General features: G+C 47.7%; 11 protein-coding genes and 1 pseudogene. 1 reads left to right on the forward strand and 11 read right to left on the reverse strand.

What is annotated here, in order from left to right; genetic code table 11:
* Positions 1-9 precede the first annotated feature (9 nt).
* The 5 genes and pseudogenes from JUB14_RS08775 to JUB14_RS08795 all read right to left on the reverse strand — a co-directional run bounded on the left by JUB14_RS08775 (position 10) and on the right by JUB14_RS08795 (position 7,712).
* Positions 10-3,143 (reverse strand): annotated as a pseudogene (locus tag JUB14_RS08775) (efflux RND transporter permease subunit).
* Positions 3,144-3,208: 65 nt separating this feature from the next.
* The gene (locus JUB14_RS08780; protein WP_207505485.1) at positions 3,209-4,300 is read right to left on the reverse strand and encodes an efflux RND transporter periplasmic adaptor subunit; all 1,092 of its coding nucleotides are present in this window, start codon (positions 4,298-4,300) and stop codon (positions 3,209-3,211) included.
* Between the two features lie 7 nt (positions 4,301-4,307).
* Positions 4,308-5,558 carry a TolC family protein gene (locus JUB14_RS08785; protein ID WP_207505486.1) on the reverse strand — a complete coding sequence of 417 codons (1,251 nt, stop codon included), beginning with the start codon at positions 5,556-5,558 and terminating at the stop codon, positions 4,308-4,310.
* Positions 5,559-5,637: 79 nt separating this feature from the next.
* Positions 5,638-7,005, reverse strand: a complete 1,368-nt coding sequence (locus JUB14_RS08790) for a sensor histidine kinase (protein ID WP_207505487.1) — start codon at positions 7,003-7,005, stop codon at positions 5,638-5,640.
* A 20-nt stretch (positions 7,006-7,025) separates the two neighbouring features.
* Complete coding sequence (locus JUB14_RS08795) at positions 7,026-7,712, reverse strand: response regulator transcription factor (protein WP_207505488.1); 687 nt, start codon at positions 7,710-7,712, stop codon at positions 7,026-7,028.
* A 70-nt stretch (positions 7,713-7,782) separates the two neighbouring features.
* On the opposite strand from JUB14_RS08795, the gene JUB14_RS08800 reads away from it, so the two are divergent.
* Positions 7,783-9,030, forward strand: coding sequence for an NAD(P)/FAD-dependent oxidoreductase (locus JUB14_RS08800; protein WP_207505489.1), 1,248 nt, complete (start codon positions 7,783-7,785; stop codon positions 9,028-9,030).
* A gap of 21 nt (positions 9,031-9,051) precedes the next feature.
* On the opposite strand, the gene JUB14_RS08805 is transcribed toward JUB14_RS08800, so the two are convergent.
* The 6 genes from JUB14_RS08805 to JUB14_RS08830 all read right to left on the reverse strand — a co-directional run bounded on the left by JUB14_RS08805 (position 9,052) and on the right by JUB14_RS08830 (position 20,003).
* On the reverse strand, positions 9,052-9,804 hold the full coding sequence (locus JUB14_RS08805; protein ID WP_207505490.1) for a methyltransferase family protein: 753 nt from the start codon (positions 9,802-9,804) through the stop codon (positions 9,052-9,054).
* Between the two features lie 125 nt (positions 9,805-9,929).
* Positions 9,930-13,034 carry an efflux RND transporter permease subunit gene (locus JUB14_RS08810; protein ID WP_207505491.1) on the reverse strand — a complete coding sequence of 1,035 codons (3,105 nt, stop codon included), beginning with the start codon at positions 13,032-13,034 and terminating at the stop codon, positions 9,930-9,932.
* Positions 13,035-13,071: 37 nt separating this feature from the next.
* Positions 13,072-14,199, reverse strand: a complete 1,128-nt coding sequence (locus JUB14_RS08815; RefSeq protein WP_207505492.1) for an efflux RND transporter periplasmic adaptor subunit — start codon at positions 14,197-14,199, stop codon at positions 13,072-13,074.
* Between the two features lie 182 nt (positions 14,200-14,381).
* On the reverse strand, positions 14,382-15,821 hold the full coding sequence (locus JUB14_RS08820) for a SusD/RagB family nutrient-binding outer membrane lipoprotein (RefSeq protein WP_207505493.1): 1,440 nt from the start codon (positions 15,819-15,821) through the stop codon (positions 14,382-14,384).
* A gap of 29 nt (positions 15,822-15,850) precedes the next feature.
* The gene (locus JUB14_RS08825) at positions 15,851-19,093 is read right to left on the reverse strand and encodes a SusC/RagA family TonB-linked outer membrane protein (RefSeq protein WP_207505494.1); all 3,243 of its coding nucleotides are present in this window, start codon (positions 19,091-19,093) and stop codon (positions 15,851-15,853) included.
* Between the two features lie 421 nt (positions 19,094-19,514).
* Positions 19,515-20,003 carry a hypothetical protein gene (locus JUB14_RS08830; protein WP_207505495.1) on the reverse strand — a complete coding sequence of 163 codons (489 nt, stop codon included), beginning with the start codon at positions 20,001-20,003 and terminating at the stop codon, positions 19,515-19,517.
* Between the last annotated feature and the right edge of the window lie 5 nt (positions 20,004-20,008).

Here is a 20,008-nt window from a genome sequence, read left to right on the forward strand (position 1 = left end):
GAAATAGACCTATGCATACTCCTCTATGAGCTGGCGGGGAGGTTTCTGAGTATTCTTTTTCTTTCTGTTAAAAAACCGATAAATAATCGGGAAGATCAGTAAAGTCAGTACAGTTGCGGTGATGAGTCCACCGATAACAACTGTTGCCAGTGGTTTCTGCGTTTCGGAGCCAATACCCGTAGATACCGCCGCTGGTAATAGTCCAATGGCAGCCATCATAGCGGTCATTACTACCGGACGAATCCTTGACTTTACACCCTCACGTATTGCCTCGTCAAGCCCCATACGCTCCTGCAGGTTCTTGTTAAAGACTGAAATAAGGATTACCCCATTCTGAACGCAGATACCAAATAAGGCTATAAAGCCTACCCCCGCCGAAATACCAAAGTTCATACTCCGGAAGTGCAGGGCCAGGATACCCCCAATGAGGGCAAAGGGTACATTAATGAGGACCAGTCCCGCATCTTTGCCATTGCCGAAGGTGATGAACAGCAGAATGAATATCGCTACCAGACTGATCGGTACTACCTGTCCCAGTCGTTTGGTGGCGCGTACCTGGTTCTCAAACTCACCGGTCCAGTTGATGGAGTACCCTTTGGGAAGCGCCTTCTCAATATGCTTGACCCGGTTCTGAGCATCGGCAATGGTACTACCCAAATCACGCTCGCGTACCGAGAACTTTACCCAATAAAGCGTTTGTTGTTGTCACGGTATACAAAGGCGGGGCCGGTTACCTTGCGAATGGTAGAGATTTCCTTCAGCGGAATCTTACTACCGGTCAGGGTGGGTACCATCAGGCGGCTAATGTCATCCTCGCTTCGGCGGTACTGCTCCTGATAGCGTACCTTAATTTCAAATTTGCGTTCACCTTCGTACAGGATGGAGGCGGTCTTGCCACCAATCGCCATTTCTATTACGGCCTGGGCGTCGGCAGTACTCACACCGTAGAGTGCCATCTTTTTCTCATCAAACAAGACACTCATTTCGGGCTGACCGATGTTGCGCAGGATGCCTACGTCTTTGACTCCCGGTACATCCTTGATGGCCTCTATGACTTTATTGGCATTCTCATTGAGCGTTTCGAGGTCATCGCCGAAGATCTTCACTGCGTTACTGGCGTTCATACCGGCTACAGCTTCGGCTACGTTGTCGATGATTGGCTGGGAGTAGTTGTAGTTGATCCCCTGAAACTGCTTTAGCTTGACGTCTATCTCTTCAATGAGGTCATCTACTGAAATCTTCCGTTCCCACTCTTCGTGGGGTTTGAGGTTGACCTGCATCTGTACGTAGTAAAAGCCCGAGGGGTCGGTACCGTCGTTGGAGCGCCCGGTTTGCGACAGTACCCCGTTCACTTCTGGGAATTCCATCAGTTTGGCCCGCAGTACCTTCACCATATCTACGGTTTCATTTAGCGAGCTACTCATCGGTAGTTTGGCTTCTACCCACAAGGCTCCCTCGTTGAGCTGAGGCAGGAACTCAGTACCTAGCAGAGAGGCTGAGAAAAGCGTAGTACCCAGGAATAGCAAAGAGGCCAGCACGCTTACTTTCTTACGGGCATAGCACCACTCAAAGCCTCGCATCACAATACGTTCAAAGAAGTTAACGATGGGATTATTCTTTTCCCGCACGTTTTTATTCAGCAGGATTGAGCACAGCACCGGTACCAGGGTAAGGGTAAAGATTAACGCGCCCAGTAAGGCAAAGCCTAGCGTATAGGCCAGCGGGCTGAACATCTTTCCTTCTACCTTTTGAAAGCTGAATATGGGGATAAGGGCGGTAATGATGATCAGCTTGGAGAAGAACACAGCCTTACCCAGTTCGCCACCGGTTTTTTTGATCATGCCCAGCTTGGCCAGCCGGTTGTAGCGTTCCATACCAACCTTATGGGCCTTATGATCCAGCGCCACAAAGACTCCTTCCACCATCACAACCGCGCCGTCTATAATTATACCGAAATCAACTGCTCCCATGGATAGCAGGTTCGCCGACATACCCTTCAGCTTTAAGCACATGAAGGCAAACAGCAGCGCAAGCGGTATGATGATCGAAACGATGAATGTAGTACGCCAGTCAGCCATGAACAGGAACACGATTACCGTCACGAAGATGATTCCTTCGAGCAGGTTGTGCATCACAGTACGGGTACAGAAGCTGATCAGGTTGTCGCGGTCATAGAAAGTAACCATCTTGACATCGGGAGGCAGGATGCGTGTGTTCAGCTCTTCGATCTTTTCCTTAACCCGCGCTAGTACTTCACTGGGGTTTTCGCCCTTGCGCTGCACCACTATTCCCTCCACCACATCATCGTTGCCATTGAGCCCAACCTGGCCTACCCGGGGCACATTAGACTCTTTCACATCGGCTACGTTTTTGACCAGGACCGGGTTGCCGCTGATGTACTCGACGATGATGTTCTCAATATCTGAGATAGAATTTAGCAGACCGATACCACGTACTACGTAGGCCTGACCGTTGCGTTCTATGACATCGCCACCTACGTTGATATTACTACGGTTTACGGCCTGGTATACTTCCAGGGGAGTAATGTCATATTTGGCTAGCTGAGTAGGGTTAACCTGAATTTCAAATGTCTTTTCACGCCCGCCGAAGGCTACTACATCGGCTACTCCCGGTACGCTCCTGAGCTGACGGTCGATGACCCAGTTGTGAATAGTGAGCAGTTTGCGACTGTCGCGGTCGGGGCTTTCGAGGGTGAAGCGGAATATCTCGCCGGTGGGGCCATACGGAGGCTGTACATCAGGATCTACACCATCGGGTAGTGATACAGTGCGTAGCTGATTATTGACCTGTTGTCGGGCAAAGAAGTCATCCACATCATCTTCAAAGATAATCTTGATAATGGACAGACCAAACATAGTAATACTGCGCACATTGGTCTTGCGCTGCACCGAGTTCATAGCAACCTCAATAGGTACCGTTACAAAGCGCTCAATCTCTTCAGCACTACGGCCATTCCACTCGGTCACCACGATGATCTGTGTGTTGGTAACGTCTGGAAATGCTTCTAGCGGGGTATTGAGGTAACTGACGACACCCGATACCACCAGGATGCCCGTCAGGAAAAAAATGAAAAAGCGGTTCTTTAGAGAGAACCCGACGATTCCCCGAATAAATTTATTCATACAGAATGGTTGATAACGTAACTGCTATATCAGAGCAAGAGTAGGTTTTCAGCAAGGAGCTATGACTAATCGTTCAAAGCGTCGTAGACCAGCAGCTGGTTTTTCGAAATTACCTTTTCGCCATCTTTAAGACCACTACCAATATAGGTACGGTCAGAGAGGGTACGGTATACATCTACGGGGCGGGTTTCGATATCCGATCGGCCTCTAAACACCATGACCCAGTACTTGCTCCGGTCAAAAATGACCGCCTGCGAAGGAATCACCGTCATCTCACCACCTTCTTCAAAGTTCAGATTGACGGTAGCGTGCATTTCGGGCTTCAACTTATAGCCAGAGTTACTGAGCCGGATGCGGATTCGCATGGCTTTGGTTTCGGGATCCAGTACGTTATAAATTTTATCCACTACTCCTTTGAACACCTCATCCGAATAGCTGATGGTACGTACTTCGGCCGCCATACCCATCTTAATACGGGGGATGTCGCTTTCGTTGACATTAGCCATAACCCACACATCAGAGATTTGTCCTACCGTAAACAGGCTTTCCGAATTGTCCGGGCGAAGTTGCATATCACGGTTTACATTTTTCTGAATCACAAAACCATCAATTGGGGAGCGGACGACATAGTTGGAGCTTTTGCCCAGCCCGTAGATGCGGAATATCTCCTTGATGCGCTCCAGCTCGGCCTGGGCAATGTCTACATCTTTTTTGGCGGATATGACATCGCGCTCAGGAGCCAGTTTGCTCTCAAATAGGTCACGGGCTGTGTTGAGGTTTTTCTGCGCCACCAGCAGGTCCGACTGGGCCTGGATCATCTGACGTTCAAAATCGGCTACTTCACCGGAACGAATCGTAGCCAGTACCTGCCCCTTGCGAACATAGTCACCCAGTTCGGCATTGACATCTTCCACGTTACCCCCCACCAGTGGGAACACCTTAATGACCCGGTTTTCATCGGGAATGATCTTTCCAACCAAGGTTAGTTCATTACGAACGGCTTCGGTACGTACCTCGTCCAGGGTTATGCGGCTCATCATGGTATCCGATAGCATGAAAGCTTTGACCTCTTCGGGCTCACCACCTTTTGTTTCACAGGCAGCTATTCCTGAGGCCAGCAGAGCCGCCAGCAGTGAGTTTATTAATATATTTTTCATGGTTTTATTAGTTGAAAAGTTCTTCTCCTACCACATAGTTGAGTTCTTCGTACACCCGTATACGGTTGGCTTGTAAGCGATTGAATTCTTTAATACTCTCATTGTAGCTTTCGATGAAGTCAATGAATTCGAGCAGACTGATGTTGCGCTTCTGGAAGTTGTCGTAGATGCCTTTATTCAGGAGCTCAAATTGCTGCATGAAGCGGTTCTCTACGCTGCCATATACCCGCTCGGCTTCGCGTACCTTCTGTAAAGCCGCGTCCACCTCGTAGCGTAGTGAATTTTGCTTAGCCGTCTCGTACACTTTCTGGTACCTGATCTGACTACGGGCAGCTCTGATGTTACCCTGGTTTTTGTTGAATACCGGTAGATCGGCCGATACAGATAAGCCCAGATAGTTGTTGATATAGCTACCGGCCTGGTCGTAGGTGGCACCGATACGTACGTCGGGTACAGCTAGTGCTTTCTGTAAAGTATAGTTTAGCTCCGACTGACGAGTCAGTGACTGGGCAATTTTCAGATCAGCCCGGCTCTGGGTTGCCTTCTCATACAGATTTGCGGCATCGATGCTGGTTAGCTGGTACCTCCGGAGGCGAACCGTATCTACGGCAGGCTCTATCAGATTATCCAGCTGCAGCAGATTCCTGAGCTGAAGTTGATTGTCTGCCAGTTCGTACTGCATCTCGGCCCGGTCGTTGTTAAGCTGGAAGAGTAGAGCTTTGAGGCGAAGTACCTCTTTCAGGGAGATATTATTGCGGTTATACTCCCGCTCGAATGCCTCTACGGTCGTCTGCAGGGTAGCTATCTGGGTATCTATACGCCGGACTGTATTGCGCAGAAAGTAGGATTCAAAGAAGCGCTCCCTGAGCTCGAACTTCAGGGTACGGAGCAGGTCATGAAACTCCAGCTCGGTCATGTGCGTAGACTCCATGGCCAGCGCCAGACGCTTGTTGCGTTTGCCAGCGGTATATAGTAGCTGTTGAACGGATATGATCTTCTGTCCCTGTCTTCCTACGTCCAGTACTCTGCTTCGGACACTGTTGAATGAGCTTGCCTCTATCAGAAGATTAGGATTCTCCCAGAGTACGGCCTGGAGTTCATAAGCTCTGTAAGCATCTATACGATACCTTTCGGCCAGAAGAAGAAGATTGTTTTGTACAAAAAGACTATCTGCCTGCCGGAGATTGATTCGGAGGGTATCCTGTGCAAGCAGGGGAGAAGCAATAAGTAAAAAAAGAGTTACTACCAGATATCGCATACCAATTATATTATGGATGCAATACTAGCTTCGCACTATTACAGGGGGATTAGAACAGAATTAAAAAAAAATTAAAGTATCAGATATGCCTTAGTTTGACCGTGAAGGTACTTCCCTGTCCTTTTTTACTCTTTACCGTCAGAGTGCCACCATGAATGTCAATGATGCGCTGGCATATCGAAAGTCCGATCCCAAAGCCGGAATAGGATCGGGCGTTTGCGGCCCGGTAGAAAGGATCAAAAATATAGGGCAGATCATCAGAGTCTATTCCGATACCCGAATCAATGACTCTGAGTATACAATACGTAGCATCCGTTGCAAAAAGTATACGGGCTGTATTATCACTTGAGTACTTACAGGCGTTATCAATCAGGTTCAGGATGACTCGTTTCAGGAGTTCTTCGTTTCCCTGAATAACTGTGTGTGTTTCATCAGAAGGGATATTCTCATAGTCGATAAAGATACGATACTCAGGGTGTACCGTTAGTAGTTCATCCTTGGCAAAAAACGTAATATCCTCGATACGTACCTTAGTGGTGGTCATCTGGCTGATGTTCTCGAAGGAGCGAGCCAGAAATAGCAAGCTGTTGGTAATGCTGATCAGGCGCTCCGTATCAGTCATAAGATTGTGTAGTACTTCCTGTATGGCAGGATCGTCCTTGGCAAAGCGCTCTGCCAACTGTACCTCTGACTTCAGAGCGGCCAGCGGTGTACGTAACTCATGGGAAGCGTGTGACACGAAACTGCGCTGCTGCTCAAATGCCTGGTGCAGCCGCTCTAGTACCGTATTGAAGTTAATCGCTAACTGAGCGATTTCGTCGCGGCGGTTGCCTTCATCCAGCCGCTGTCTAAGATTTCTCTCTGTAATAGTGGAGACCTGATTATTGATATGGGCGATAGGCCGTAATGAGTTGCCGGCAAAGTAGATCCCAAGTATTACGGTAAGACTAATACCTACCAGCAACCCATACAGGAGGGTATTACGCAGGTTGGCCAGCTTGCTTCGTCCGAATCTGTCATAGGCTGAGGCTAGTACAACCAGAGTTTCCTCTCCATCATTATATAGCAAGCCTACGACCTCACTATCACCCTCGGTAGTTTCTACTTCTTTCTTCTCCCGAATCTCATCCAGCAGATTGGGGCGGTAGGTAAGCTGCTTATCATCTACGCTGGCATAAATAAGTTGATTCTGCTCGTTGAATACCAGTACCTTCTCATCTATCAGGGCAGTAAGGGTATTACGATCAATGATCTTAAGTAGATTTTTATCTACTTCTTTTACATTGACTAGGAGGCGTGCGGTGGTACGTGCCTTATTCATCAGGCGGTCATAAAACTCTTCCTGACGATAGTTGGAGGAGATCGTATAGATGACTACCGAAAAAATAACAAGAATGGAAGCTACAATCAGTGAGAATTGCAATGCAATTCTATCTTTTATCTTCATAGGGTACCGAAGCCTAGCCTTTAATCTTCTTTAAGTACGTAGCCTAATCCGGGGCGGGTATGTATCAGTTTGGGTGTAAAATCTTTGTCTACTTTCCGACGCAGGTAGTTGATATATACTTCCACCACATTAGTACCCGGATCGAAGTTAAGATGCCAGACGTGCTCGGCCAGGTCCATCTTGGATATGACCCGGCCCCGGTTACGAAGCATGTACTCCAGGAGGGAAAATTCACGGGCCGTCAGCTCAATGGCCCTGCCTCCCCGGGTTACCTGCTTTTTGACCGTATCTACTTCCAGATCCGCAACACGAAGCAGGTCATTCTTACTGGCCGGACTAGCTACATCCGATCGGCGCAATGCCGCCATCACTCGGGCGTACAGCTCCCGAAAATCAAAAGGTTTGATAATGTAATCATCAGCTCCCTTGCCAAGGCCCTCCACCTTATCTTCTATTTCACCGTAAGCAGTCAGTATGATGATCGGAAGTAAGGGTTTGATCTGTCTTACCTGCTGGCATACTTCAAGTCCTTTCATTCCCGGCAGATTCAGATCAAGTAGCACGAGATCAAACGGTTTGGTAAGCGCTAGTTGTTTACCTGATATACCATCATTGGCTATTTCTACTTCAAATCCCTCTGACTGCAATCCGCGGTAAATGTTCTGAGCTATTCGCCGATCATCCTCAACGATCAGTATCTTTTTCACAATTTTATCGGATTAATAATGCCTTCTACTAATTTCACTACAAATTAAAGGTACAGTTTAATAATAACATATGAAAAAGGTTGGCATAGTAGGTGGGGGCGTCAGTGGCCTGTTTACGGCATTCTATCTGTGCAAAGCAGGCTGTGAGGTAACAGTTATCGAAAGAGGGCAACTGGATGACGGCTGCTCGTTTGGTAATGCCGGTATGATCGTTCCCAGTCATATTATTCCGCTGGCACAGCCGGGCATGATAGCCCGTGGTATAAAATGGATGCTGAGTTCAACCAGTCCTTTTTATGTTAAGCCCCGGCTGGACTGGGAGCTGGTAAAATGGGGAGCACTTTTCTGGAAGCATTCTACCGATGCTCACGTCAAACGCTCAATCCCGGTTCTGCGTGACATCAGTCTTCTTAGCAAAGACTTGTATCAGGAGCTGGCTATGCAGGCTGAAATTGACTTTGGCTGGCAGGAGAAGGGGCTACTGATGCTGTTTAAGAGTGAGCAGGCGGCCCTGGAAATGCAGCACGAAGCTGATGTAGCCAATGGGGCTGGAATAGAAGCTCAGGTCTTATCGGGAAAAGAAGTACAGGCGCTGGAACCGGATGTGGAAGTAGATGTACGGGGAGCGGTATACTATCCCGGCGATGCGCATATTGTACCAAATCAACTCATGAAAGAGCTGGTCCGGTATCTGCGGCGGCAGGGTGTTAAGATACTCGACAACCATACCGTGCAGGACCTTGAAGTACGTAACGGTAAGGTAGAAAGCGTCATTACCGACAGCGGGAGTTATCAATTTGATGAGGTAGTCATTGCAACCGGAGCCTGGGCACCGGTACTGACCCGTAAGCTGGGAATGGCGCTGCCGATGCAAGGTGGCAAAGGGTACAGTTTTACACTGCCCCGGATGGCTAAAAATATAAAGATACCTGCTATCATGCTGGAAGCACGAGCCACGGCTACTCCTATGGATAGCAGCCTGCGCTTTGCCGGTACCCTTGAAGTAGCCGGTACTGATATGAGTGTCAATATGAACCGGGTAAGGGGAATTGTGCAGTCTATTAGCAACTACTACCCTGGTATGAAGGTAGCAATGCCCCAGGCCGAAGAAGTATGGCGGGGACTACGGCCTTGTTCACCGGATGGTTTGCCTTACATAGGAAGGGTCGATGGGTATACCAATGTAGTAGTGGCTACCGGGCACGGTATGATGGGCGTAAGCCTGGGGCCCGGTACGGGTAAGCTTGTATCTGAACTGGTGTTGGGGCAGCCTGCCAGCATGGACTGTCAGGCCTTTGAGCCCCGGCGGTTCGGATAATACAAGTGGGATAGGGAGGAATTATTCCCTGTCCCTGAGTACCTGTGTATGGTTCTTCAGAAGTTTCAATACCAGGTACAGCACACCACTGGCAATACATAGCACCAGCCAGTGAGAGTTACGGAAGCTGACATCGCCGTAGGTAATGTATTCACCTACAGTGTCGAATACAAAGAATAGCAGGAACACAGCGAACAGACCATTTTTTTCCTGACGCAGTACCTTCTTGAGGTTGAATTGCAGATCCGGGTTACGCCACTTGGAGGGGTTGGGAATGATAGCCGGAGTACGGGCAGCCCATTCGTAAAACTTAGTACCAAACTTGGATGATATAAACTTCTCCTCCGTAAACATGATCCGCTCGTAGTAGAGCCAGTAAAGCAACACAAAGGCTACAATAAACCAGGTATGCTGGGTAAGCATGGCAACACCTAACCACATAAAGAAATTGCCAACGTAGAGGGGATGCCTTACGGTAGAGTACATACCGGAGGTATTAAGGGTGTCTGCCACCTGTTGCTCGGTATTACGACCTGAAGTATTGCGGGGGGTAAATCCAACGGTAAGAATGCGTATAACCAGTCCCAGTAGAGCGACGGCCAGACATAAGAATTCGTATTCATTATCTTCAAAGTTAATCCGGTACGCACCGGCTGCTTCCCATACTTCGTACGCATATACCCCCAGACCCACTACCAGGATAATGAGAGGGAGGATCCCACGGTACTTAAACAGGAAGTTTCCCTGCTTATCTAATTCCTTGACAAGTTCCATTTTTGATTAATTAGGTATCAAACTAATCTGCAATATACAGAGTATTAATATGATTTAAGATTCAAATTTTATAAAAAAAACGACAAGCCTAGCTTGTCGTTTTTTAAATCAGAATCAATTCCAGATTAGTCTGCCTCGGCCAGCTCCAGTTGGGAAGTTTCCTCTTCCGGACGGTGCTTGATATCGCGAGACATATAAGAATAGACCGCCGGAATGATGTACAGCGTAAGCAGTGTAGAGAATAACATACCACCTACTACCGCGATACCCATAGATACCCGGCTTTCGGCACCGGCCCCCAGGGCCAGAGCTATCGGTAGGATACCCAGGATGGTACAAAGACTGGTCATCAGGATCGGACGGAAGCGCGAAGCGGCTGCTTCCTGTACTGCCTGCATTTTGGATATACCGGCTTCTTTGCGCTGGTTGGCAAATTCCACAATAAGGATACCATTCTTGGTTACCAGACCTACCAGTACGATAATACCAATCTGACTGAAGATGTTCATGGTCTGACCGAAGTCCCACAGCGAAAGCAGTGCCCCACAAAGCGCCAAGGGTACTGTCAGTAGAATGATGATGGGGTCCACAAAGCTTTCAAACTGAGCCGCCAGGATCAGGAAGATAAGTACCAGTGAAAGCAGGAACGCGAACAGGAGGCTGTTTGAGCTCTCTCTAAACTCCCGGGAGGTACCATCCAGAGCCGTGTTAAATGTATCGTCTAGCACTTCGTCACCGATACGCTCCATCTCATCAATCGCTTCTCCCATACTGACACCTTTAGCCATGTTGGCCGAAACGGTAGCCGATATGTACCGGTTAAAGCGGAGTAGCTGGGGCGGTGTACTTTGCTCGGTAAGTTTTACCAGGTTATCGAGCTGGATCAGCTCGCCGGTATTGCTCTTTACATACAGTGATTTCAGGTCCAGAATATCATTCCGTTCATTCCGGTCTATCTGACCGATTACCTGATACTGCTTCCCATCCTGAATGAAGTAGCCAAAGCGACGTCCGCTTAAGCCCAGCTGTAGGGTCTGGCCTATATCCTGAATAGAAACTCCCAGCGTCTGTGCTTTTTCGCGGTCGATCTCCAGACGAATTTCGGGTTTGGTAAATTTAAGGTTCACATCCACCCCTTCCAGCTTGGAACTAGCCTGTGCTTTCTCTACGAATACGGGTAGTGATTCTTTTAGCTTATCAAAGTTGGGAGCCTGAATAACGTATTGGATAGGCTGGCCGCGCGAACGACCCGCGTTAATAGTCTGATCCTGTAAGAAGAAGGCGCGGGCACCTGAGAACTGACGAATCTTGGGTGTCAGGGCTTCCACAATTTCCCGCTGACTCCGCTGACGCTTGGTAGGGTCAGTCAATACAACGCGTACGAAACCTGAGTTAGTAGCAGCGGAACCAAAGCCAGGCGAGGTAATGGTTACCACCCCGTTGCGTTCGGTAGAGTCCAGCTGATTATATACAAACTGACCTACCTCATCCATGTACTTCTGCATGTATTCAAAGGTAGCTCCCTCCTGAGCGGTAGCATTGATCCGGAAGTTACTGCGGTCTTCCATGGGAGCCAGCTCCGAAGGAATGCGGTTATTGGTCATGAGCAGGAAGATAATACCACTAAATGCAACTACCAGAACCCAGGCGATCCAGCGCATACCCATAAACGATTGCAGTGAATTTTCGTAGCCCTTGTTCATCCGGTCGAAGAACGGCTCGGTCTTACGATACAGCCAGGGCTGACGTGCCCGCTTCTTAAGAAGGCGGGAGCTCAGCATGGGAGTAAGTGTTAATGACACAAAAGCGGAGATAATTACCGAACCGGCTACTACGATACCAAACTCACGGAACAGACGTCCGGTAATCCCTTCCATAAATATTACGGGAAGAAACACCGCCGCCAGCGTAACCGTGGTAGAAATAACGGCGAAGTAGATCTCACGTGAGCCTGAGTAGGCCGCCTGGAAGGGAGTCATACCCTCTTCTATCTTGGCGTAGATATTTTCAAGTACCACGATGGCGTCATCCACTACCAGACCAATGGCCAATACAATACCTAATAGCGTCAGTACATTGATAGAGAATCCACAGATGTACATGATAAAGAAGGCTCCGATCAGCGAGATAGGAATAGCCGTCAGTGGGATGAGGGTAGAACGCCAGTCACGAAGGAATACAAAAATAATCAGCGCTACCAGGATGAAAGCGATGATGATGGTTTCGACCACCTCATGGATGGAGGAGCGTACGAACTGCGTATTATCGTAACCGGGTTCAACTATGATGTCGTCAGGTAAATCTTTCTTGATCTGTGCCAGGCGTGCTTCCAGCGAAGTTACAATGGCAATGTGGTTGGCACCCGGCTGAGGTATCACAGCTACGGCCATCATAGGAGTACCATCTCTTTTAAGAAGCGTCCGTTCGTTTTCGGGGGCTAACTCTGCGTACCCTACATCTTTGAAGCGAACAATGCGGGCTCCTTCTTCTTTGATGATCATATTATCGAAGTCCTCTACCGTTCTGAGGCGGCCGAGAGTCCTTACCGATAGTTCCATGGTCTGGCCTTCGATACTACCTGAAGGTAGCTCTACATTTTGACGGGCCAGGGCCTGCGATATATCAATGGAAGTGAGTTGGTAGGCGGCCAGTTGAGCCGGATCAATGCGCAGGCGCATGGAGTATTTTTTTTCTCCCCAGATCTGTACACTACTTACACCCGCTACGGTCTGGAATTTCTCCTTAAACTGCCGGGTCACTATATCATTAAGTTCAAGCAGAGAGCGCTTCTGGCTCTTAACGTTGATATACCAGATCGGCGAAGCGTCGGCATCGGCCTTGGCTACAATAGGAGGGTCGACATCCGGAGGTAGGTTACGCTGAGCGGATGATACGCGGTCACGCACATCGTTAGCGGCCGTTTCCATATCTATCCCCAGGTCAAACTCCACGGTAATACTACTACGTCCGTCCCGGCTGGATGACGACAGGGTTTTGATACCTGCGATACCATTGATGGATTCTTCGAGTGGTTCGGTTATCTGTGATTCTATGATCTCGGCATTGGCTCCCGTGTAGGTAGTACTTACCGTAACTACGGGTGGGTCAACACTCGGAAACTCCCGTACACCCAGATAGGTGTAGCCGATCACCCCAAACAGGATGATGACCAGCGACATCACTATCGCTAGTACCGGGCGTTTGATGCTTACATCTGAAAGACTTGCCATGTTTCTATTGGACCTTTTATACTTTTAGCTACTACTATTAAGGTTTTAGCGCCAGTTTCAGATTATCCTGATTGATTACTTCCCGTACTTCTACCGGACCTTCTGGCTTTACCTGCAGGATACCCGTCACAATCAAAGTATCACCTGAACTTAATCCATTTACTATCTCAACACTTCTCTCTCCACGCGCTCCTAACTCAACCATGCGGGATGAAGCTTTTCCATTTTTGACTACAAACACCTTATGCCCCTGCTGCTCTGGTATAAGAGCTTCGTTGGGGATAGTAATAGCAGTCCCATTATTCCCGATCACCAGTTCAATACGGGCAAAAGCGCCGGGTAGTAAAGTACCGGAGGGATTGGGGCTGGTAGCCCTCATTTGTAACGTACGTGTTTGTGGATCTATTTTAGGATCAACGGCATATACCTGTCCCTCGTGCTTACGCTCTGAGCTCTCAACCTGAAACTCGATACGGCTTCCGTTGCGGATGGCATCGGCGTATTTGGCCGGTACCGAAAACTCCACCTTGGCTGGATTGGTATTCGTCAGCGTAGAGATACGGGTGGTAGGGGTGATATAGCTACCTTCACTTACGTAGCGTAGACCCAGCTTACCGGAGAAAGGAGCCCGTACTGATGTTTTGGCAATCTGTGCCCTGATGTTTTCAATGTCGGCCTCGATGGTTTTGACCGATGTAAGACTAATCTCATACTCCCGCTGACTGATCGCTTCTATTTCCAGGAGCCGGCGCTGACGCGCTTCATTATCTTCGGCTAGTTTCTTGTTGTATTCAAATTTCTTAAGCTGTGCCTGCAGATCATCATCATTGATCCGGAGGAGCAGTGCCCCCCTCTGTACATACTGCCCTTCCTTAAAGTACAGGTTAATAATCTTACCTGATACTTCACTTCTTATCTCAACTTCTTCGTTAGCCAGCACAGTACCTGTTGTTTTTACAACATCATCTAAATTGGTAGGCTCAACTACCATTACCGAAACAATAGCCTTACCGGGACCTTTGTTACCGGCGGGAGCATTGCCCGCCGCTTTTCCTTCGGTAGGAGGAGGCGTATCGAAATACTCTTTTAGCCGGGGATAAAAGACTATTCCGAGGGCCAGTAGGACAATCAGAAGTGTTAAGAGTCGCTTGGTTATAGTGCTCATGGAGGGCTTAATGGAAAATAGATCAGGTTATTATTAGGATAAATGTATGAACGCTAGTTGCACCAACAAATTTACAATGGAAGAAGGAATAGAAGATGGGTTTATAACCATCAGATACGAAAAAAGTTACCCGTCATAGACGGGTAACTTTTACAATACAATTTATTCAGGAGAACAGTTTCCTACCGCACATCCCAGAATATTTTGCTTTGAACATTATCGCCACCAATGGCCGTGGCTGCAGCCGTTAGGTTGGCACCGTTAAGGGTTGCTTCATTAACCGGATATACCAAGCGATTAGGGATATCTTCTTCAGTCAGGCCTTCGGGTACTTTGAAGCCTTCGAAGTCAAGTAAGCGCCAGGTAGTCCAGCCTTCAATCCCATTGTTGTAAAGAGACAGCCATTTCTGGAGGCCGAGCTTTTGTCTCCAGTCGCCGGACGCTGTATCCCAGGCTACATCTGGCTGCGCCAGATAGGCCATAGCTTCGGCTGCGGTACCTCCCCACTCCAGTATCGAAGCAGTGATGGCCATGTTATAAAATTCCTCCACGGTTCCACCTACTGCGTAGCCCCGTTGTGCGGCTTCGGCCATCAGGAACAGAACCTCCGAGTAGCTTAGGTTAATACCAGGGGTGTTAGCCGTGTACATCCGTGTACCTGGTGAAGAGAAGGAGGTGAAAGCATTTCCGGAGCCATATATTCCTCCTACGAAGACGCCTTTGCCCAGATTCTCCTGGAAGTAGTACTTGCGTCTTGGATCGTCCAGGTCATTCATTACTTCAACAATGGTGTTGGCAGCAACAAAGTCAGAACGTCCACTAAGTACCAGATCTTCATAAGCCGGATAAGTATAGGGCGCATTGTTAGTATACTCTACCGACAGATTCTCAGAAACATCATTAAATACTCCTGAACTTACAGCTGATTCTGCCATCGCTTTGGACTTGGCCGGATCTACATCAGCCAGGCGCATGGCCAGTCTCAGTTTGAGAGAATTAGCGCTTTTTAGCCACATCTCCGTGTCTCCCTGATTGACAAGATCGCTGGTAGGATCGAAGCTAGGAGCAGAAACTTCCAGATTGGCTATGGCCTGATTCAACTGGTCAATTTCACTGTAGTATATCTCTTTAGCATCGTCATACTTTGGATTCGGATTTGCAAAATCCAGGGCTTCTGAGTAGGGAACATTTCCGAACAAATCGACCAGCGTAGTATAGATGTGTGCTTCGGTGATTTCGATGATCGCCAGCTTGTTTTTCTGAATAGGCGCAGTTTGTGAATTGGTTTCCTGCGCAGCGATCAGTCTTTTAGCCTCGTCCAAATCTTTCAAGGCATCACGATACAAACGCTGATACCAGTTATCAGGAATGTTTCGCTGAATCTGCTGGTACTGGCTTTCCTCCGGATACGTTGTTTGAGCCCAGTACTGAGCATATAGCCGGAATACATTTGTATTTACACTGGCTGAGTTAAGTATATGGTGAAAGCGCTCAGTCCCATTATTGAAGAGAGATTCTCCCGTAACAGACGCCGGATTTTTCTGATCCGTATTGAGCTCTTCAAAGTGATTGGTACAGCCTACTACCAGCCCTACTATTAATAAACAGATTATCTTTTTCATATATAAATTTTTTTAGATTAAACGACAACTTAAAAATCAAGTTGTACTCTGAATCCAAGATTTCTTACTGTTGGATAGGATCCAACCAGATATCCCTGGGCGTTTCCTGAACCTAAGCCTGACTCAGGATCGGCAAAAGGTACATTCTTATGGATGATCCACAAGTTTCTGCCGACAACGGACAACGTCAGGTTTTGACCAAAATTTTTCAGGATGGAACCTGGTACACGGTAGCTGATTGCCGCTTCACGTAGCTTCACGTAAGAAGCGTCGTAGGTAGTAAGGGCACTTGGATTCCGGGCGGCATTTCCCCAGTAGAAATAGCCACTGTAATCATCAGCCCGGGTCCGGGTAGTGTTGGGTGTACCATCAGCCATAACACCTTCGTTTAGGAGTCCACCTCCCTCTGATACCGGAGAACGTACCTCATTACCAAGCTCGTTCAAACCAGCTGTGTAGTACGGAAGACCTGTACCTTGTCCATAGTGCATATCCAGTGAGTAAACATCACCACCTTTGGAAGCGTCAACCAGGAAGCTCAGGTTAAATCCTTTGTAGCTGAAGCTATTGGTAATACCACCGGTCCAGTCGGGCTGGGCAATACCAATAACCTGATCAGGATTTGATACATAGTACCCTGATGCATTAACAACGCGCTGGCCGTTTAGGTACTGGAATCCGGTACCTCTGAGGGTCCCGTATCGCTCACCTTTGGTAGCATTTACTGTAACTCCACCCTGGTACTCTGCCAGTACAATGTTCTCAACGCCCTGGTATAGGTCACCAACACGGTTTACGTTTTTAGCAAAGTTTACCACCGTTCTCCACTCAAATCCTTCTGTTTTTATCGGAGTAGCAAACAGAGATATTTCTACCCCTTTGTTGGTCAGGTTACCGGCATTTACGTAGCGGAAGCCATATCCGGTAGCCAGTGACTGCGTAACCCGAAGAATCTGGTCAACGGTATTAACATTATATAATGTCAGGTCAAGACCGAGTCTACCTTCCAGCGTGTTCAGTTCAAGACCTGCTTCCCAGCTTTTGGTTCTTTCTGGCCTTAAGTCAGGGTTATTCTTGGTAATGGGCACGGAGGTCAGAACCGCAGAACCGAAGTTGTCAATACGGTTGTACACGTCACCAACGCTCAGAGCAGGAGCATCATTTCCAACTTCCGCATAGCCGAATCTTACTTTACCAAATCTCAGCCAGTTAGAATTCAAATGATTGGAGAATACATAGCTACCTGAGGCAGAGTAGTAGTTGTACGTATTGTTACTTCTGGGAAGTGCTGACGATACGTCAATGCGGTCTGTAAGTTCAAGGAAATAGGTGTCTTTGTACCCCAGAGAGGCGCTTGCGTAGTAGCCGTTTACCTGCTTTTCCAGAAGAGTTTCAGTTGGGAAAGGCGTCGTATTAACCGAGTTGCTGATGGCGTACAAGCCTGGGATCGCCAGACCGCCTGAGGTAGACTGGATAATTGTTTCCCTGCTTTCTCTGCGAATGTTGATACCCGCAACACCATTTATACTGAAATCATTTCCAATGCTTCTATTGAAGTTACCAATAAGATCATAGTTTGTTTCGGTAAAATCAATGTCCGTACGCTGGTAGCCAGACTTCTCTTCGTTGTTCTGAAGTCCGAATTCAGTAGCAATGGAGCCGACAGCTCTTCTCTCTTCTCTGAGTTCAGTATACGTATCCATCGAAACGCGACCCAGTATGCTAAACCAGTCAGCAACCTGGTAAGTCAGGTTCATGTTTCCGAAGAGGCGCCCCCGGTTATCCGAGTTGTAGTTTTCGTAGCGCGTCCAGTAGGGGTTGTCCCAGTAGATAGGACCTGTAGAACCACTAATGGGGTCATTCATATTCCAGGTAACGTTACGTCCTGTCAGGTCATAGAAGTACTTCTGGCGCTTAATATCAACGTTTGTCTGCCACCATTGTCTGAAATTTGACATGAGGTTATCACCGTATCCTGTTGAAAAACGGCCGATAGTAGCCTGATTGGTATAGTTACCGGAAATAGCCGCTTTCAGCCTTGTGCCAAGATCAAAAGATCCGCTGAAGGTTAAGGTATTACGTTTCTGGGAGCTGTTAGGGAGGATTCCCTTATCGCTAAAGTTAGTGTATCCCAGGCGGAAGGCACCTTTTTCATTTCCTCCACTCAAATCAACAGAGTTGTTAAACGTAACCTGCTGTTCAAAAAAGGTAGAGGGGTCGTTCTGTGCAGCTACCCATGGCATAGGTTTGCCAAAGTTCTCGGACTCAGGAACGAATGATTCCCACTGATATACCATCAGGTTTGGGTCAAACTTAGCACCGTAAGAACCATCTTCACGCGTTGGGTTTACAAGGTCAACAACGCCATCTCCATTGATGTCAGCATCCTCAAAATAAGGATTGGTAGGACCATACCAGGGTGAATAACCGGCACCATACTCTTTCTGGTACTTAAGGAAAGTTGACTTATCAATACGTCCGAAGTTTACTCCAGAGTTTATGCTCACACCTATTCCTTTGCGCTTGGTACCTTTCTTGGTAGTAATAAGTACTACACCATTAGAACCCCGTGAACCATACAAGGCGGTTGCAGCAGCACTCTTAAGTATTGAGATTGACTCGATATCCTCCGCGTTAATATCCGAGGCAGCATTTCCGTAGTCATATCCCCGGCGACCATTTGTCTGGTTGAGGCTGTTGCCCTGGTAGTTGGAGATAGGCACACCATCCACTACAAATAGTGGCTGGTTGTTTCCGGCTAAGGAGTTATTCCCCCGGATCAGTACATTCGTAGAACCTCCAAAGGTATTGTTCTGTCTGATCTGAATACCTGCAATCTTGCCTGACAGGGAGTTAACGAAGTTTTGTTGTTTTACGGTGCTGACCTCTTCCCCTTTGATCTCCTGCACCGCGTAGCCTAGGGCTTTCTTTTCACGCGAAATACCAAGTGCAGTCACAACTACTTCCTGTAGTTGGTTGACATCACTTACCATGGTTACATTAAGTACCGATTCGCCTCCCACAACTCTTTCTTCGGTATCAAAGCCGATAAAACTAAATACCAGCACTTCAGTATTCGCAACAGCAATACTGTAGGTACCTTCACTGTTGGTAGTGGTACCACGGGTAGTCCCCCTGATTGAAACGTTTACACCAGGTAGGGCTGAACCGTCCTCAGCAGTGACCTTACCGGTCACTGTGCGTTCCTGGGCGTAGGCCTGGGTTGCCAGTAGCATGAAGCCCGCCAGAATAGTGAATAGAAACTTCCTCATACGATTAGGTTAGTTGATAAATGTGTTTAACAAGTTGCAAAAGTAACTATTAGTGAAACCAATACAACGACAATTGGTTTAATGTTCAGAATTAAATTCTGCAAAAACAAACAATGTGCAAATAAAATATAGGTTTGTATACCGTTATGTAGAAACAGGATACAAAAAATTTTGTTTTTATAGATAAAGAACTACCCTGATTGTCAGGATGTTTTGTTGAAATACCGAAAAAAGTATATGTCCTGGTAGAGGAGTAAGATGATATACAGAGGGAAGACGCTTCTAACTTTTTGGCTTGCGGCTATCAATGAAAAGTACCATATAGACAGCTTAAACATGAAGAGGCCGCTTCCCTCGATGGGAAGCGGCCTCTTCGGTATTCCAGTACCTGTTAAGTAGTACTACTTAACAGGTAACTATTTTATTGAATAACATTCACCCGTACACGTTGTGTAACAATCTGAGTGTTATCGTCCAGCGTAACCAGGAAGATAAAAGCAAGTTCCTGACCTGCAGCTACGGGAGTAGTAGCCGTACGGCGCTTAGTCTGGAATTCTGGGATAGTCGTTGTGAACACGGCCTTAGTACCCTCGCCCGCAATTGGAGTCGACAGATAGTTAGCGCCTGTATTCAGCGTACCTACGTTGATTGAGTTGGCACCAGCTGCGACCTTAGAGATCTCTTTGATGGTACGTCCTGATGACTCAGGAATCGACAACTCAATACGAATCGGATCATTGGCTGCCAGCGATACGCGGTAAAAAGGATCAAATCCGTACGTAGTCGCATTGGTGAACGTAACCGGTATAGGTGCTATGTTGTCGCTGTTGAACACGCCATAGTCCTTCTCGCAGGAAGTGATCGTGATCAGGGCGATAAATAGACCAATTATATTGATAAGTTTTTTCATGTTTG

The sequence above is a fragment of the Telluribacter humicola genome (genome assembly GCF_017355935.1).
GTDB classification, from domain to species: domain Bacteria; phylum Bacteroidota; class Bacteroidia; order Cytophagales; family Spirosomataceae; genus Telluribacter; species Telluribacter humicola.

What these genes read in the sequence shown, in the direction of transcription:
- JUB14_RS08780 (WP_207505485.1), bottom strand. Translation starts at nt 4,300, where the DNA reads ATGAAAAATATATTAATAAACTCACTGCTGGCGGCTCTGCTGGCCTCA.
- JUB14_RS08815 (WP_207505492.1), bottom strand. Translation starts at nt 14,199, where the DNA reads ATGAGCACTATAACCAAGCGACTCTTAACACTTCTGATTGTCCTACTG.
- JUB14_RS08785 (WP_207505486.1), bottom strand. Translation starts at nt 5,558, where the DNA reads ATGCGATATCTGGTAGTAACTCTTTTTTTACTTATTGCTTCTCCCCTG.
- JUB14_RS08830 (WP_207505495.1), bottom strand. Translation starts at nt 20,003, where the DNA reads ATGAAAAAACTTATCAATATAATTGGTCTATTTATCGCCCTGATCACG.
- JUB14_RS08805 (WP_207505490.1), bottom strand. Translation starts at nt 9,804, where the DNA reads ATGGAACTTGTCAAGGAATTAGATAAGCAGGGAAACTTCCTGTTTAAG.
- JUB14_RS08820 (WP_207505493.1), bottom strand. Translation starts at nt 15,821, where the DNA reads ATGAAAAAGATAATCTGTTTATTAATAGTAGGGCTGGTAGTAGGCTGT.
- JUB14_RS08790 (WP_207505487.1), bottom strand. Translation starts at nt 7,005, where the DNA reads ATGAAGATAAAAGATAGAATTGCATTGCAATTCTCACTGATTGTAGCT.
- JUB14_RS08810 (WP_207505491.1), bottom strand. Translation starts at nt 13,034, where the DNA reads ATGGCAAGTCTTTCAGATGTAAGCATCAAACGCCCGGTACTAGCGATA.
- JUB14_RS08825 (WP_207505494.1), bottom strand. Translation starts at nt 19,093, where the DNA reads ATGAGGAAGTTTCTATTCACTATTCTGGCGGGCTTCATGCTACTGGCA.
- JUB14_RS08800 (WP_207505489.1), top strand. Translation starts at nt 7,783, where the DNA reads ATGAAAAAGGTTGGCATAGTAGGTGGGGGCGTCAGTGGCCTGTTTACG.